This is a genomic window from Mesorhizobium jarvisii, from assembly GCF_003601985.1.
GTDB classification, from domain to species: Bacteria; Pseudomonadota; Alphaproteobacteria; order Rhizobiales; family Rhizobiaceae; genus Mesorhizobium; species Mesorhizobium jarvisii.
On sequence record NZ_QZXA01000012.1, the window covers coordinates 18,968 to 33,833 of the forward strand.

14 protein-coding genes are annotated in these 14,866 nt (G+C 61.6%); 4 read left to right on the forward strand and 10 right to left on the reverse strand.

Annotated features, from left to right (window positions below; translation table 11 throughout):
• The first annotated feature begins 101 nt into the window (after positions 1 to 101).
• The 3 genes from D3242_RS26885 to proC are packed head-to-tail and all read left to right on the forward strand — an operon-like array spanning position 102 to position 3,291.
• A complete protein-coding gene (locus tag D3242_RS26885) occupies positions 102 to 1,100 on the forward strand; it encodes a glycosyltransferase family 2 protein (protein WP_064980336.1) in 999 nt (332 codons plus the stop codon).
• Complete coding sequence (locus D3242_RS26890; RefSeq protein WP_064980337.1) at positions 1,069 to 2,415, forward strand: O-antigen ligase family protein; 1,347 nt, start codon at positions 1,069 to 1,071, stop codon at positions 2,413 to 2,415. Before D3242_RS26885 ends, D3242_RS26890 begins: the two co-directional genes overlap by 32 nt.
• Positions 2,416 to 2,475: 60 nt before the next feature.
• A complete protein-coding gene (gene proC, locus D3242_RS26895) occupies positions 2,476 to 3,291 on the forward strand; it encodes a pyrroline-5-carboxylate reductase (protein ID WP_038652107.1) in 816 nt (271 codons plus the stop codon).
• Between the two features lie 4 nt (positions 3,292 to 3,295).
• Here the strand turns inward: proC and D3242_RS26900 are convergent, their stop codons facing one another.
• The 4 genes from D3242_RS26900 to D3242_RS26915 all read right to left on the reverse strand — a co-directional run bounded on the left by D3242_RS26900 (position 3,296) and on the right by D3242_RS26915 (position 9,215).
• Entirely contained in the window at positions 3,296 to 4,612 is a 1,317-nt protein-coding gene (locus D3242_RS26900; protein WP_038644607.1) for an NAD(P)H-dependent oxidoreductase, read from the reverse strand.
• Positions 4,613 to 4,700: 88 nt separating this feature from the next.
• Complete coding sequence (locus tag D3242_RS26905) at positions 4,701 to 6,095, reverse strand: multicopper oxidase family protein (RefSeq protein WP_064980338.1); 1,395 nt, start codon at positions 6,093 to 6,095, stop codon at positions 4,701 to 4,703.
• 140 nt (positions 6,096 to 6,235) lie between these two features.
• Positions 6,236 to 7,864 (reverse strand): peptidoglycan L,D-endopeptidase MepK, encoded by a 1,629-nt coding sequence (locus D3242_RS26910; protein ID WP_064980339.1) that lies wholly within the window; start codon positions 7,862 to 7,864, stop codon positions 6,236 to 6,238.
• 208 nt (positions 7,865 to 8,072) lie between these two features.
• On the reverse strand, positions 8,073 to 9,215 hold the full coding sequence (locus D3242_RS26915) for a hypothetical protein (protein ID WP_064980340.1): 1,143 nt from the start codon (positions 9,213 to 9,215) through the stop codon (positions 8,073 to 8,075).
• Here D3242_RS26915 and D3242_RS33660 point away from each other — a divergent pair.
• Positions 9,214 to 9,588, forward strand: a complete 375-nt coding sequence (locus D3242_RS33660; RefSeq protein ID WP_155772674.1) for a hypothetical protein — start codon at positions 9,214 to 9,216, stop codon at positions 9,586 to 9,588. The genes D3242_RS26915 and D3242_RS33660 overlap by 2 nt on opposite strands.
• 440 nt (positions 9,589 to 10,028) lie before the next feature.
• Here the strand turns inward: D3242_RS33660 and D3242_RS26930 are convergent, their stop codons facing one another.
• From D3242_RS26930 to D3242_RS26955, 6 genes are all read right to left on the reverse strand, one after another.
• Positions 10,029 to 10,994 (reverse strand): phosphatase PAP2 family protein, encoded by a 966-nt coding sequence (locus D3242_RS26930; protein ID WP_167470463.1) that lies wholly within the window; start codon positions 10,992 to 10,994, stop codon positions 10,029 to 10,031.
• Positions 10,995 to 11,153: 159 nt separating this feature from the next.
• A complete protein-coding gene (locus tag D3242_RS26935) occupies positions 11,154 to 11,873 on the reverse strand; it encodes a methyltransferase family protein (RefSeq protein WP_081295853.1) in 720 nt (239 codons plus the stop codon).
• Positions 11,845 to 12,642, reverse strand: a complete 798-nt coding sequence (locus D3242_RS26940; RefSeq protein WP_064980344.1) for a sterol desaturase family protein — start codon at positions 12,640 to 12,642, stop codon at positions 11,845 to 11,847. The genes D3242_RS26935 and D3242_RS26940 overlap by 29 nt, the downstream gene beginning before the upstream one ends.
• 193 nt (positions 12,643 to 12,835) lie before the next feature.
• Positions 12,836 to 13,360, reverse strand: a complete 525-nt coding sequence (locus D3242_RS26945) for a prepilin peptidase (RefSeq protein WP_064980346.1) — start codon at positions 13,358 to 13,360, stop codon at positions 12,836 to 12,838.
• 9 nt (positions 13,361 to 13,369) lie between these two features.
• The gene (locus D3242_RS26950) at positions 13,370 to 13,909 is read right to left on the reverse strand and encodes a tetratricopeptide repeat protein (protein ID WP_064980347.1); all 540 of its coding nucleotides are present in this window, start codon (positions 13,907 to 13,909) and stop codon (positions 13,370 to 13,372) included.
• A gap of 52 nt (positions 13,910 to 13,961) precedes the next feature.
• Positions 13,962 to 14,840 (reverse strand): type II secretion system F family protein, encoded by an 879-nt coding sequence (locus D3242_RS26955; protein WP_394811853.1) that lies wholly within the window; start codon positions 14,838 to 14,840, stop codon positions 13,962 to 13,964.
• Between the last annotated feature and the right edge of the window lie 26 nt (positions 14,841 to 14,866).

Consider the following 14,866-nt stretch of genomic DNA (forward strand, 5'->3'; position numbering starts at 1 on the left):
CCGAAAGCCCCTGCCCGACGGGCCTCTCCGTGCAAGGTGATTAACGAAACCTTATCACCGTGGTGCTACCAGAACGCGACTCACCATGTGGCTGGACACGGATGATCCCTTTGCCATCGGATGGTTCGGTATCGATCGCTGGACGGTCTCCCCGGCTTAACGTCGAGGCTGTCGAAGCGGTCGTCACCTTGCCTACCTTCAAGCGGCCCGAACAGGTGCTGGAAACGCTGGTTTCGCTGCGCGCGCAGCGGACCGGCAGGCGCTTTGCCGTCATCGTCATGGAGAACGAAGCCGAGGCGCGGGAAGGCGCCAAGGCGGTGCTGCCGCTGTTCGAGCGTGGCGGGATGCCGGGCATGGTCATCATCGCGCATGAGCGCGGCAATTGCAGCGCCTACAATGCCGGCTGGCAGACGGCGATGCTGCACTTTCCGAACTTCAGGCATCTGCTGGTCATCGACGATGACGAGATCGCCGATCCGCACTGGCTGGAACGCATGTGCACGGCTGCCGAGACGCTCGGCGCCGATATTGTCGGCGGCCCGCAAGTGCCTGTCTTCGCAGACGCTGTCCATGCGAGATGGGCGGAGCATCCGGTGTTCGCGCCGCCCTACCGGGAAACCGGGCGCGTGCCGGCGCTCTATTCGTCCGGCAATCTTCTGGTCGGGCGCAACGTGCTGATCGCCATGGGGCCGCCCTTCCTCGATCTCAGATTCAACTTCATGGGCGGCGGCGATTCCGACTTTCTCAGCCGTGCGGCGCAGAAGGGCTTTGTGCTCAGCTGGTGTGCCGAGGCCAAGGTTCGCGAGACCGTCCCGGCGCGGCGCGTCGAGCCCGACTGGATCCGGGCCCGCAGCCTGCGCAACGGCGTGATCTCGACGCTGGTCGAGAAGAAGAAGCGCGCCGGCACGCCGCTGGCCGGCGCCAGGGTGCTGGCGAAAAGCCTGGCGCTGCTGGCCGCCGCGCCGTTTCGCGGCCTGGTCCGGCTGGCGCGCACAGGATCGCCGGCGATCGCCATCTACCCCGTCCATGTGGCGCTCGGCCGCGTGCTGGCCGAATTCGGATATGCCAATGAGCAGTATCGCCAGCCCGAGAAAAACTGAGCGCGCCCCGCTCAGCGACGCGTTCACGCGCGACGGCGTGGCGACGGCCGTCGCCGCACTGCTGTTCACCGTCATCATGGTGTCCTTCCGCCCGTTCCAGCCGGCCGGCGCCGAGCTGACCGGCGACGGCGGCGACATCGTCAACCAGCTCGGCTTCGGCTCGCTCGGCGCCGTTTCGATCTTCTCGTTGATGGCCTTTGCCGATCCGCGCATCGTGCGCTCGCTGCTCAGCCCGTCCTGGGCGCTGATGCTGGGCTTCTTCTTCCTGTCGGTGGTGCTGGCGACCGACCCGCCCTCGGCGATGCGCGCCGCGTCCTTCACCATGATCGGCATCCTGACCATGGCAACGATCCTGGCGCTGCCGCGCGATGCCGAGTCCTTCTCGAAAGTCATCGTATTCACCGCCGTGGTGGTGATGGGCCTCTCCTATGTCGGCCTGATCGTCTTTCCGCACGAAGCGCTGCACACGGCCGATTCCCAGGAGCCCGAACATGCGGGCCTGTGGCGCGGCGTGTTCACCCACAAGAACATCGCAGGCCCGATCATGGCCTGCTTTAGTTTCGCCGGCCTCTACCTCTACCGGCGCGGGCAACGCTGGTGGGGCGCGGGTATCTTCTGCGCCGCGATGATCTTCATGCTGCACACCGGCTCCAAGACCACCGCCGGCCTGGTGCCGTTCTCAATCCTGATCGTCGTTCTGCCGAGCCTGATGGGCATGCGGCTCGGCACGCCGATCCTGTTTACGCTGGCGATCATCGCCACCGCGGTCGGCACGCTGGGCATCGTCTTCCTGCCGCCGGTGAAGCATCTGGCGGCGATCTATTTTCCCGACATGACCTATACCGGCCGCACGACGCTGTGGGAGTTCGCCGGCTCGATGCTGGCGAAGAAACCATGGACCGGCTACGGCTATGAAAGCTTCTGGGGCACGCCGCTGCTGCTCAACCAGGACCAGCCCTTCGACCGGCCATGGGATATCAGGACCATCGTGCACGGCCATGACGGCTATCTCGACATCGCCGTGTTGATGGGCATCCCCGCCCTTTGCGTGGCGGTCTATACTTTCCTGATCGCGCCGCTGCGCGACTACATGCGCATTCCGCTGCGCAAGGAAAACATCTATCTCGGCGACTTCTTCATGATGGTGGTGCTGTTCACCGCGCTCAACGCTTTCCTCGAAAGCTTCTTCTTCCATCGCGGCGACCCGGTCTGGCTGTTCTTCGTGCTCGGCGTGCTTGGCCTGAGACAGGTGTCGCTACGGCCGATCCCAGTGCGTAGCTCCAACCGTAACGTGCGATCGCCCGGTCCGTCCTGACGGGGCTTCCCCCCTGAACCGTGAGCGTCTATGTCAAAGCCTTCCTTCGGAGGGCTTTCGATGACGATCAGGCTTGTTCTCGCCGGCTGCGGCAATATGGGTTACGCCATGCTTTCGGGCTGGCTGAAATCCGGCAAGCTTGCACCCTCGGCGGTTTTCGTGGTCGAACCCAATTCCGAGCTGCGCCAGCGCGCCGCAACGCTTGGCTGCGCCACATCAGCGGATGCCAGTGAGATTCCAGGCGACGCCGTGCCCGACCTTGTCGTCATCGCGGTAAAACCCCAGGTGATCCGCGATGTCACCGCCGCCTACAAGCGTTTCGGCGACGGACGCACCACATTCGTCAGCATCGCCGCCGGCACGCCGGTCGCCACCTTCGAGGACATCCTCGGCGGCCGCGCGCCTGTCGTGCGCTGCATGCCCAACACGCCCGCCTCCATCGGCAAGGGCATGATGGTGGTGTTTTCCAACCCGCTCGTCTCGGATGATACCAAGCGCTTTGTCGCCGACCTGCTGTCGGCCAGCGGCGAAGTGGCCACCATCGACGACGAGGGTCTGATGGATGCGGTGACCGCCGTGTCGGGATCCGGGCCGGCCTACATCTTCCACTTCATCGAAGCGCTGACCGTGGCCGCCGAGAAGGCGGGCCTGCCGAAGGCAACCGCCAGGCTGCTCGCCATGCAGACGGTCTATGGGGCCGCCTCGCTGGCCGCCGAAAGCCAGGAGGAACCGGGCGTGCTGCGCCAGCAGGTGACCAGCCCGAACGGCACGACGGCTGCGGCGCTTGGCGTGCTGATGGGCGAAGACCGGCTGACCAACCTGCTGACGCAGGCCGTGGAAGCGGCGCGGCTGCGATCGATCGAGTTGGGGAAGTAAGCGCTCAGTACGCCCCGTACAGCATCTCGTCCTGCAGCCGGCGCAAGGCGAACAGCCTCGTCGTCTGGTCGGGCGCGGCGTTGTCGGCGGTCAGCAGTTCGCCCTTCCTGACCGGTTTCAGCACCTTGCCGCCCTCGAGCAGGCCGACCGGCACGGCGCGTTGGGCTCGGGCTTCGCCGACGGTCATCGTCCAGGAACGGTAGCAGGTCTCGCCGATCGCATCGAAGGTCTCGCCGGCCGCCAGGTCCCGCTTGGCGACCGCGCAGACCTCGGCGACCGGCCTTGGCAGCGGCACCATGTCGGGCTTGCCGGAAAGCACGATGCGGGCAGCGGTGAGCGGCACTTCCAGCGATGTCAGATGATAGGGCCGGAACAGGCTGTAGTAGGGACCATGGCCGATATGCAGATCGTCCATGCGCTCGATGATGCGCGGATGTGTGGCCTCGACGATGACGAAGACACCGGGCGCCACACCCTTGCCGATCGTGTAGTCGACGACGCCCTTTTTCAACAACAGTCCGCCATCCTCGCGCGGGATAAGCACCTTGACGAGATCGTCGCGGTCGGCCTTCGGGCCATGCATGCCGGGCACATCGGGCACCAGCCCGGTGGCGTTGGCGATGGCGCACATCTCGACCATGGTTTTGGAGCCGTCGACGAACTCGACCAGCATGCGCGGGTTCATGTTGCGGCGGATCGCTTCCTCGCGATAGTCGTCGGGCATGGCGTCGTGGTTGAGCGGGTTGTTCTTGCCCTTGCCGGCCGAGACGATGGTCAGGCCGAGGGCGGACGCGAACTCGATCAGTTCCATGCAGCTCGACGGCTCGTCGCCGGCGCCAACCGAATAGACGACGCCAAGCCGGTCGGCCTGCTGCTTCAGATAGCACCCGATGGTGACGTCGGCCTCGACATTCATCATCACCAGATGCTTGCCATGCTCCATCGCCATCAGGTCGAAATCGGCGGCGACGCCCGGTTTTCCCGTGGCGTCGATGACGACGTCGATCAGTGGATTGGTGACCAGCAGCTCATTCGAGGTGACGGCGATCTTTCCTGCCTCGATGGCCGCGGTGACTTTCGACGCCGCGTCTGCCTCGACTGCCATCGCCTCGTCGCCATAGGCGATGCGGATGGCGTCACGCGCGGTGTGCGGGCGCCGGGTGGAGACGGCGCAGACCGAAATGCCCGGCATCAGCATGCCTTGCGTGACGAGGTCTGTTCCCATCTCGCCCGAACCGATAACACCGATGCGCACCGGACGACCGTCGGCGGCACGGCTGGCGAGATCGCGGGCAAGTCCGGTCAAGGCGACATTGGTCATGCGTGAGATGTCCACAGTTTCTTGATTTTGGATGCGGCAATAGCAGGGAACCACCCGCTTTTGCCAACGAAACCGTTCGAACCTGGCTTCAGACCACCCTGACGTAACTCGTCATGCCCGATTTCTGGTGCTCGATGATGTGGCAGTGCAGCAGCCAGTCGCCGGGATTGTCGGCGACGAAGCCGAGCTGAACCTTCTCGTTGGGCTGGATAAGATAGGTGTCGGAAATCAGCGGCTGCACCGGCCGCGTCGAGGACGACAGCACCTTGAAGCTCATGCCGTGCAGATGCATCGGATGCGATTGCGGCGTCAGGTTCTCCATGTCGATGACATAGCTCTTGCCGAGCTTCAGTTCGGCCAGCGGCGCGGTCGGATCGGATGTATCGCCTGGCCACGGCACCTTGTTGATGGCCCAGAAACTGTAGCCTAGCGAACCGCAGATGCCGTCGCTCGGGACGTTTTCCGCCGTGGCGCTGAGCGCCAGGGAAATGTGCTGGGCGGCGGCGAGATCGACCTCCGCCACCGGATTGACCTCCAGCGGCGCAACGTCGCGAAAATCCCGCTTGAGCGAACTGCCCGTCGCCCGCACGGTCGCCAGGATTTTGGGCCTGGTGCCCCTGACATCGCGCAGGCTCACCACCGCGCCTTCCTGGTCGGGCATGCGGATGGCGAGCTCCATGCGCTGTCCCGGCCCAAGCAGCAAGGCATCGGGTGAAAAACGCTCGGGCACCGGATTGCCGTCCAGCGCCATCACGATCGCCTCGGCGCCGTCGACGCGAAAGGCATAGATGCGGGTGACATCGGTGATGGCCACGCGCAGCCGCACCAGGCCTCCGGCCGGCGCGTCATGTTGCGGCTGGTCAAGCCAGTTGGCGGTGCGCACGGTGCCGTAGGTGCCGGTTTTCGCGGCGTCGCGCGGCCGGAACTGGTCGATGAACTGGCCGTCGTCGCCCAGGCGCCAGTCACGCAGATTGAGGACGAACTCGGCGTCGAATTTCGGATCGTTCGGGTTTTCGACAACGATCACGCCGGTCAGGCCGTGGCCCATCTGCTCCAGCGTGTTGCAATGCGGGTGGTACCAGAAAGTGCCGGCGTCGGGCGGCGTGAAGGCGTAGTCGAAATGGTCGCCGGTGTAGACGTAAGGCTGCACCAGGAAGGGCACTCCATCCATCTTGTTGGGCAGGCGAATGCCGTGCCAATGGATGGTCGTGGGATCATCGATGGCGTTGACCAGGCGCGCCGCGAAGGGTTCGCCCTTCCTCATCCTCAGCACTGGCGGCATTCCGGCATTGCCATAGGTCAGCACATTGTTGGTCGGGCCGATATCCATCAGCCTGGCCTGGATTTTGGCCGTCTGCAGCACCACCGGTTCCGGGCTGGCGGCGGCGAGGCTGCCAAGCCTGCCGATGGCCGAGAGCCCCACTCCGGTTGCGCCAGCGATGGCGGCCGTTTTCAAGAGCCCGCGGCGTGTCCATCCGGTCATTCAGCGCTCCAAATGCAAAGCCTGGATTTATCGTCGCCTTGGATCACGGGCGAGCCACCAGTGCAAATGCCGATATTGGCACACGGCGTCTGGCCAATGCCATGGCGACGCGGTGGCATCCGCTCGGAAGCCTTCGCCCCCTATTTGAAACTGGCGATGGGCAGGAATTTCACGGCGGAACCTGTGAAGCGGCGGTGATCCGACGTCTGTCCCCGCGGCTGGAATCCGTCGAGATAGACCTGCTGCGGGGCCGTGCGGATGAAATTGGCTGCAATGACGGGCGCCGCTGCCGCGCCGGTTCCCCCGGAAATGCCGCGCTCCGCCACGGGCACAATCACGGCGGTGGCCTCGGGATCGAGGCGTGGCTGGACACGATCGGCCTTGGGGCTGGTCCTGACACGATCCTCGGATTTCGGTGCCGGAACGGCAACCCGCCGAGCGGCCGATCCATCAAGGACGGCATCGGGATGGTGCATGGCCAGCAAGGCAGCGACGGCATCGGCGGATTTGACCGCTTCCGGCTGACGCGCCAGGCTTGCCTCATTCTGCGGCCGCCATGTCGGCAAGGGGACGTTGAGCGCCACCACGTCCGGCGCGCTCGCGGCAGCGGCTTCCGTCTTGCCCAAGGGCATTTCGGCATTGGCCACCACCGGCTTGGTCACGGAGGGTTCGGCCTGCGCCGTGGACGCGCGAGCCATCGCGAACGGCGCGGTTTGCGGGCCCGGAATGCTGGCCGTGGCAACGGCGCGCGGGGCGAAGGCGGGCAACGGCACCGCGCTGGGCGCCATGGCCATGACGATCGCTTCCGGCGTCCTGCCCTTCTGCTCAGCGAGCGGTTCTTCGGCCGCACCGGCGGAAGCCATCTGGATGTCCGCCCGCTGGGCTGCCTCCGGCGGCACGACGGCGATGCCCTGCCCCGCGGTCTTGGGCTCAACGGACTTGGCCGGTTTGCGTGGCGCGGGTGCGGCTTCGGCGATATCCTCGGACTCGTCGGCGCCCCGACCGCCCAGAAGCGTCGCCAGCAGGCCGCGCGACTTGCGCTGACCGCCGTCGGCGCTTGCCAGCTCGATGTTGGGCGTGCCGGCGGCCTTGCGCGATTTGTAGGCGGCAAGCGCTTGGTCGTAGCCGGGCAGCGGCCTGCCGTCGCTCGGCACATGCAGCGTGTTGCCGTTCGGGAAGACCCTGGCAAGTTCCTGGCGGCTGATGCCCGGCCAATGCCGCACATTGCCGACGTCCATGTGAATGAAAGGCGAGCCGGAGGTCGGGTAGTAACCAACACCGCCGCCCTGCATCCTGAGGCCGATGTCGCGCAGTTTCTTCAGCGGCACATCCGGCAGGAAGAAATCCATGGCGCGGCCGACCATGTGCTGGCTTTCCCGTGCCACGCCCTTCGAGCGGCTGCGCAGCATGGCGTTGGTCGCCGGCGCGCGATAGGCGCTGACGACATGGATATAGCCGCTCGAGCCGCTGGCGCGATAGGCCTGCCAGACGAGGTCGAGCAGGCGCGGATCCATCCTGGTCGGCTCGTTGCGGCGCCAGTCGCGCAGCATGAAGTTGATCTTCTTCAATCCCGCCTGATCGTAGCGACCGTTGCGCTTGAAGACGATCTCGGCCTTCTCGCCGGTATGGAGATGCTGAATCTTCAAGGCGCGCGTCTCGGCGAACGCACTGGTGACGCACAGGCAAAGCAACGCGACGACAATGGCCGGCAACCATGTCCAACGATGGGAGGCGCCGGGCGCGTTCTGTTCGCTTTCAGTCACGTTCATGCCTTGCACATTGTTCTTGTTTCGGGCGATTTGACGACTTCGCCGGAGGCGGAGCCTTCTTTTCGAAACCTGGACACGCAGGCTTCGCCGGCTAGGCGGGCATCCGTCCTACGAACTCGTCCTGTCGATGAACAGCATCTTGGTTAACGAATCGTGTTCGCGCCGGGAACGAACCTTCCCTACCCCGGAGTGACTTCAACCGACCGCTTCAGCGGAACAGATATTTCGAGACTTCCGGATTGCCGCGCCGCCACATCACATTGTCCAGGAAGTAGTGGTGCACGTTGATGAAGATCCAGGCGATGAAGAGGAAGAGCGACGAGCCGAGCACCGCCTTGTTGTAGGGAACCATGGCCGTCAGCGCCATCGGCACCAGCCAGAAACCGAGCGCCCCAAGAATCCCGCCGAAGACCACGAACGCCAGCACGCGCAGCCTGTACAGCGGTCCAAGAACGGACAGGGCCTTCAATGCCGGCCTCTCGACGGCATCCGCACGGTCGCGCTCGACATTGGTCTGGTAGCGCCAGACCACGGCCAGGTACTGCAACGAATGCATCGCCGGCACGACGAGCAGCCAGAGCGGGTTCAGCGTCACGAACAGGATCCAGGCATAGAGGGACACGACGTAGGCGACGACGCCATTATAGGGCAGCGCCCCACCATGTTTGCGCCAGCGGTTGATGAACATCACCGCGGTTGCCGCCGAGGAGGCGGCGGCGATCGACATGGCGATGGTGATGAGCCATGGCGGGACCGCGAAAGTGTAATAGTCCAGGCCCCAGAACTGCCTTTGGGTGATTACCACGTTCGTCTGAAGCCAGGCGAACAGCCACACGGCATATCCATTGAACAGCAACACCTTCTTGTCCTGATCACTGAAGAATTTGCGCTTTAGCACGGCATCCACCATCAGCATGCCATAGCCTTGCTTGACGTAATGCCAGCCGACGAAAAAGCCCATCGCGTTTGTCGCATTGCCCAGCAGGCGGGCGTTGCCCGTCAGCGCGCCGTAGGCAAAGAAGGCAATCATCGCCAGCGGGACGACGATGCCCGCGAGAATATAGCGTATCTGAAGGCTCCGGCCGTAACCCTCGCCGCGCACCTTGCGCGCGAAATTGCGATAGAAGATCTGGTACGAATGACCGAAATGCGGCTGGTTTATCAGGTGCGAGAGCAAGAACATCGTCAGCGTCACGGTGGCTTCATACCGCAGCGGCAGGAAATACAGGACCGGCAGGATGAGAAGCGCGCTTCCGCCAAGCATGAAGAAGTCGATGAACGGCCCGAAGAGATATTTTTGCGGGGCGGTCGCGACTGAAGCCGGGGCATCCGCCGAAAGGTGAAGTGCCATGATGCCTTCTCCCCCTGTGGTGGTCTATTTAGCCATCGACCCGCTTATCCGGCAAGGTGTCGGCGCAGCTATCACGATGGCTATCCCATCAAGTATCCGGTACGTGAACCATTTCACCGACATGATCGCCGGGGCTTGCCTCTCATTGTTCTGGAAGCGTGGCGGTCTTATCACTGGCCAGGTGCTGGCACTTCCGAACGACGATAACGCGGCAGAAGCATCGGAACGCGCCGAGCATATTCATCATATTCGGAGAACGTCTGCCGAAGGATACCTTCCTCGTTCCGTGCACGTCGATACTGCAGAAGAAATTGGACCGCGCCTAACGCCACCATCAACACCGATAAATGCGAAAGGATCATCCCAAGAATGAACGTCGCTCGCAGATGTAAAGCGGATGGCGAACAATGGAATATGGGCCAGAGGCAACCAACTGCCGGGCCGTAGCCATAATGGAGACGAGCGGCCGAGCCAGTAAAGGCAAAACACGGAGCCCACCATGCCGATGAAAATCAGGCACAGCGCCACCATTTGCGCTGCCTCGCTTTCCAGTGGTGGGGTCACAAACGTTGCAATGATCATCAGGAAAGTTCCGGCTACAGAAGTGACCCTTGGCTCGATTCCCTGCGCGGTTCCTTTTGGCGGGAGGCGGCCGACCGTCAGGAAAGCCTGCAGGGCGGCGGCAGCGGCAATGGTGTCTCGGCGTCTTGGTACTGAGAAGGTGACGATGACAGTGAGCGGTCAGGCGACATGGCTCCAGGTCATAGAGATCATCATCCTGGCCGATCTGGGCGTATACGCCTCGGGGGACGATCAGCTTCCGCCCATAGAAATTGGGCGTTGCGGTAAGTTCGTACCCTGAATACCCATGCCGGTACGATAGGCGACCGATCTCACGACAAAGACGGAAACTCCCGCGACGGCTGCCCCGGCAATCAGGTCGACCAGGTGATGTCCACCTTCCGGCATCGTGCTGACGATCATGGTGATTTCCAAGAGCACCACCGGCCAAAAGACGACCCGGAAGTATCGCATCGAATACGCGATCAGAACGCCAAGGCTCGTGTGGAAAGACGGGAATGTGACGAGCGGTTGGGCCTCACTCAAAAGCAGGGCGAACGGTTCGCCGGATCGCAACTTCAGCAAAGTCTCGTGATGCCACATCCCGGCATGAGCGGTGAAATTGCTGAACGTGGCGGTCGATGGCTTGAAGAATGCATAGGCACCAGCAGCCGGGACCATCGCCACAACGACGCCCACGATCGTCAAACAGACCGCGCTGACGAGATAGTATTCAAGCAGTCGATCCAGCCGATGCATGGACGCGTGAACCACCGCGACAACTATCATCTGCAAACCGATCGAATGATACGCCGCCACAAGTACAGCACTGGCAGTCGGGCTGCGATTGGTCAGTTCCAAGAAGGCAAGCCAGTCGAAACCGAGCGTTCTGTCAAGAGCCGCCAGGTCTCCATCAAGCAATGGCCTGTTGTTGGCCGAAGCGAGGCAAATGAAGACCCCGACAGCAAGCCCGAACGGGATCGCGAGAGCACACAAATGCAGCAATGTCTGTCCTGTGCCGACCAAAGTTCGGATCAATCGAGCAGGACGAGACTCGTCGCCCCGGATGCGGTGGGCGACCAGTGCGACAACTCCATATAAAACAACGACAAGACCTGTTACCTTCGCGACGATCCAGCTGTTTGAAGGATCAAGATAGACGCTCGAATAAGGCAGCCAAACGCACACGGCTGCTGCAACAAGTGCTGTCAAACCCAATGATAAAAAAACTAACCGCCGAACTTCCCCCATTTCAATAATAAACCATGTCGTCGGCGCTCCGGCAAGAAGACGGGTTTCGGACGGTTAATTTGCACTGTCACGCCCTCGCGAGGTGTCGGGAGAACGTTGCAACATCAATGGCGGACGCCAATGGCCTCAGCGGGGCGGTACCTGCATCGTTTTTGGAGACGGGGGCGCATTTCGCCACCTCCAAGATAACGACAAGAATGGAATTAGCATGGGGGTCCTTCGACTGTACGCATCGTATTCGGAGAACGCCGCCCGCAAGACCTTCTCCTCGTTGATCAGACGTCGATATTGGAACGCGAGAGCGGTCGCGCCGATTGCGATCGTCATCCATGTTGGATTACGCAGGACAACGCCGAGAAGTACGATTGCTTCGCAGGCATAGAGCGGGTGCCGCACAATCTGGTAGGGGCCCGCCGTAACGAGCCGTCTGGCCTGCGCAGTGATGCTAAACGATCTGCCGAGCCACCACAGGCACCAGATGCAAAGTCCAAAACCCACGATGGTAACGAGGTCCGCAACGATCTGAAGCTGTGGAGGCGTCTGTAGGCGAGGGACAGCAATCAAAGTTACAGTGGCGAAGCACCCGATCAGTGCAGAAACCCGGGGTTCAATTCCCCGCGCCGTTTTCAACGGCGGCAGACGCGTAACTGTCGTCGCAACAATAAGCACGAGGAAACCGAGAGCGGCAACGTCTGCTATCCCGTCGATAATCCGCGGAATTGTCCATTCTGCGTAGCGAAGAGCTCTGACCAGAGTTCCGGCCTTCAAGGTCGCGCAGATCGTGAAGTAGAGTATCATCGTTGCGCGCCCGATGAAATCACGCGTCGTTGGTGGCGGGAGCTTCATTGGTTTTACCCTTCGGGATCAATGGGTACGCGAGTTGCTCGACATAAGTTGGCGGAATGGGACTATCGACGCCATAGCGCTCAGGCACTGCTTTGCCAGGGAGGTACATCGTTCCAAAGAGTATATCGATGAATGAAAGCTGGCCGGCGAAATTCTTGTCGTACGCCGCGCGCTCATGAGCGTGATGCCAGTGGTGGAATTGTGGTGAAGCGATCAGCCACCGAAGCGGGCCGACGTTCAGCCTGATGTTGGCGTGCAACAACAACCCGTGGGCGTGAAAAATGAACCCGAACAGAGCTATCGCAGGGCTGCTGAAACCCAGCAAGAACACGGGCACGAAAGACGCACTCTTCGTCAAAACCTGGTCAACAGGGTGAACCCTGTGCGCTGCCAGCCAGTCAAGTTCTTCGATGCTGTGATGGACTGCATGGAAGCGCCACAGAAACGGAACGGCGTGAAAGGCGCGGTGCGCCGCGTAAAAGCCAAAGTCCGCAATGACGATGATCTCTATCACCTGGAGCCAAACCGGCTGTGACGACACGGTGCTACCGACATAGCTCGGCACCACCGTTCCCACAGTACTTGTTGCCAGCGTAACAACCGCGACCAGACCAAGCGTTATCGGAATACCGTTGAACAGCGCATAAATCAGGTCGTTGAAAAATGCTTTCCGCAGTATCTTCTGATTTGGTCGCAATGCGAATAGGTATTCGATCGGAACGAATATCAGAACCGCAATCAGAAGCGCTTTGAGGTTGAAAGGATCCATATGGCGCCCCGCCGACGACAACCAATCCAATCACTTCGCCGGTTTCAGCGCAAGTTAATGGTTTCTAATAGGTTAATGCGGGCGCCCGCCCACACCCCTAGAGCACCAGAGGGCCAAAGCGGAACTGCGCAAGACGCCTGCGGCGTCTATGGTCGAAGCACTCCGATCCCAAGTGATTTTGCGGCGCTGCGAGTCAAACAGATAGGCCGCCGAGAACTATCAAGTTAGTATAGATCTGAAATGCTAGCGTGCAGATCGACGCGAGCGAGATCGGCACGCCAAACGGCACAACGCCCTTACGATCAAGATGCTGAACGTAAAGGCGGAAGGCGCTTTGGGGCAACATCAACGGATTTCTCACGATCAACGCCGTGGCGAGGGCGAAAACCAGCAGCAGCAGGGAAAACAAGACGAGATCGGTGCCGCCGATCAGGAGCGGCGTGACCGCCATCAGCTTGACATCGCCGGCCCCGACCCTGCGCAAGGCCCAGAACGGGAATAGCGCAAGAAACAGCACTAGGCCGGCTAGCGCGCTCAGGCCCATGTCCCACCACGATCCGGTCTGAACTGATGCAAGTTGCAGCGATCCAAGCGCGAGGCACAAAAGCAACAGCACGTCGCGGTTGCGTATTTTCTGGGTGGTGAAGTCGCGCCAGGCAATCCCCGCCAGCAGCAGGATGGCGATCGCCTTCAGCAGCAGCGACGCGACGAGCAACATGCAGGCGCTCTAGCGCTCGATATTCTGCACGCTGGAGGCCAGGAGCTTCAGATTGTTGGCTATGGTCGGATCGTTGGGCGCCAGCTCATAGGCCTTTAGGAAATTACTGCGCGCGTCTTGCAGCTTGCCGCGCAGCAGATATGAATAGCCGACATTGTTGTAATATTCCGGCGTCGCGCCAACCAGCTTGAAGGCTCGGGCGTAGGCGCGGTCGGCGAGGTCGAAGCGGTGGATCCGGTCGCAGGAAGCGGCCAGGCCCATCCAGGCGCCACCGTCATTCGGTGCCAATTGCGTCGCCTTGAAGAACAAGGCCCCCGAATTGCCGTAATTTTCGGCGCGGAACTGGTTCTTGGCCTCGGCGACAGCCTGGTCCGAAGCATAATATTCGACATTGCCGACTGTCTTCAGTCCGTCGAATGCGTCGCCAAAAGACGTCACATCGCCCTTGGAGGGTTCGTTCGTGCGAACGACACCGTCGACGGGGTCAGTTTGGCAGCCCGTAAGCACCATGATCAACAGGCAGGCTGTGGCAGCAATCAGCTGTTTCATACATTTCCCCAAGAGTCCCCCGACCCATATTAGGACCAAAGCATATGCGCAACTAGAAGAAAATGCCTTTCATGCGGATGACCACCGGTAACATGATCACCATCATCACGACAGGGAAGATGCAAAGGCCCAATGGAATCATCATCTTGACCGGCAAAGCGTTGGCGCGCTCCTCAGCACGGAGGATCCGCTGTGTGCGCATCTCGTCACTATAAACACGCAGGGCTTCCGTCAGGCTGGTCCCTAGTTCTTCAGATTGCCGAAACAAAACCGCCAAGGCCCGCGCCTCCTCGAGGCCGATGCGGTCGGCAAGATCACGCAGCGCTTCACGCAGCGGTTTGCCGGCTCGCAGTTGCAGATTCATGATCGAAAGCTGGATACCGAGCCATTTATGGGTGCCGGCCAGTTCAGCGCCGACGCGCTCAACCGCTGCCTCCAGGCTCATGCCGGCGTCGGCGCAGGTGATCATCATATCCATGAAGTCCGGAAAGGCGCGACGATAAATCTGCTTTTGGCCATTCTCGAATCGGTCGAGCGCTATGCTCGGAATGACGATGCAGCCAAGTCCTAATAGGGCCGAACCGGCAAAGGCCACGACGCCTGGCAATTGATGAGGCAATACGCGAGAAAGAAGCGCGTATGTCACCAAGAATCCGACACACACGGCGGCAAGGCGAGAAAATGTGTAAATGATCGGGGCGCTAGATTGATAGAATCCGGCCCGGAACAACTTGGCTTCAAGCGCGTTTGGCTCGCCGCGTTCCTTCTCCACAGCGCGAAAATAGGCATCGACAGGCCGCTGCGCCGAAATCTTAGTGAGTTCCTGCCGCGCGCCGAGCGATCGCCGATTGCTGATACCCTCGGATAAAAGGCTTTGCGCAACCATTCTTCTGGTTTGGAGAGCCGGCATCAAAACCAACGCGGCCACCATGAAAAGTGCAGCCGCCGCCAGAAAGA